This window comes from Pseudomonas sp. ENNP23 (assembly GCF_001728945.1).
Taxonomy (GTDB): Bacteria; Pseudomonadota; Gammaproteobacteria; order Pseudomonadales; family Pseudomonadaceae; genus Metapseudomonas; species Metapseudomonas otitidis.
The window spans coordinates 1-689 of record NZ_LYSP01000114.1 but is presented as its reverse complement, the minus strand read 5'-3'; the positions used below and the strand labels follow the sequence as shown (position 1 = coordinate 689).

At 68.2% G+C, this 689-nt stretch carries 1 protein-coding gene; it reads right to left on the bottom strand.

What is annotated here, in order from left to right; genetic code table 11:
• Positions 1-689, bottom strand: a 689-nt coding sequence (gene tssI / locus A9G05_RS26265) for a type VI secretion system tip protein TssI/VgrG (protein ID WP_139131280.1), incomplete at both ends; no start/stop codon positions are given.

Genomic DNA, 689 nt, shown 5'->3' with positions numbered 1-689 from the left:
GAGCAGGTGGCCGCTGACCAGGCGCGGTTCGTCGCTGTCGCCGTCGGCGAGGCGGTAGTCGCGGCGGTGGCGTTCCTGGGCCTGGCGGGCGAGGCGGCGGCCACGGTCACGGTCGGTGAAGCGGCCGGGGTAGTCGTAGTCTTCGAGGTCGGGCTGGGGGAGGTCGTCCTGGGGTCTATGGGCGGCTTCCATCAGCAGGCTGGGCTGTTCGAAGTGGTAGTCGCGGCGGGTGACGCGCAGGGTGCGGGCTTCCATTCGCAGGCCGAAACGTTTGATGACGGGTTCGTCGGCGACCTGGCCGGTGTTGGCGAGGTAGGCGACGGGGCGGCCGAGCTTGGGGAAGGCGCTGGCGTCTTCGCCGAAGACGAGCAGGTGGCTGTCGCTCTGGTGTTCGAAGTGGAAGTGCAGGCCCTCTTCTTCGCAGAGGCGGCTGATGAAGTGCAGGTCGCTTTCGTCGTACTGGGTGCAGTAGTCGCGCGGTGGTGGGGCTTTGGGGCCGAGGCGGAAGCGGTAGGCGTCGGCGAGGATGCCGTGGTCTTCGAGGACCTGGCCGATGATCTGCGGGACGCTCAGGTGCTGGAAGATGCGCTGGTTGTGGCGCAGGGCGAGGTAGGCGAGGCGGGGGACGAGGGTGAGGTGGTAGTGGGTGAGGCGGTTGCCGATCTCGCCGACGGCGATGCCGAAGATTT